The sequence below is a fragment of the Onishia niordana genome (assembly GCF_004798965.1).
GTDB lineage: Bacteria > Pseudomonadota > Gammaproteobacteria > Pseudomonadales > Halomonadaceae > Onishia > Onishia niordana.
Genome location: NZ_SDSD01000081.1, coordinates 1 through 268 on the forward strand (window position 1 = coordinate 1; position 268 = coordinate 268).

The 268-nt window shown below is 35.8% G+C and carries 1 protein-coding gene; it reads left to right on the forward strand.

Annotation, left to right across the window (positions count from 1 at the left end):
• The coding region (locus tag ETC27_RS16745) for a hypothetical protein (RefSeq protein ID WP_205742779.1) at positions 1 to 268 on the forward strand (268 nt) is incomplete at both ends.

Consider the following 268-nt stretch of genomic DNA (forward strand, 5'->3'; position numbering starts at 1 on the left):
GGGCCAAGACCGTGATGTTGAATTCTATGTTGATACTCAAGATGTTGATGAAACAAATCAAGACTTAGCTGTGTCTAACATTTCTAAGGTATTCATTGAAGAACAGGTACAACCAGAAATTGATGCTTACCGTTTTTCTAAAATGGCAACAGATGCAGGACATGTTAAGGAAGAAATACTGACTGTAGATAATGTTTATACACAATTAAAAGCTGCACTGCTGCCTCTACGTAAGTATGGTACTCAAAATATCATTGGTTTTGTATCT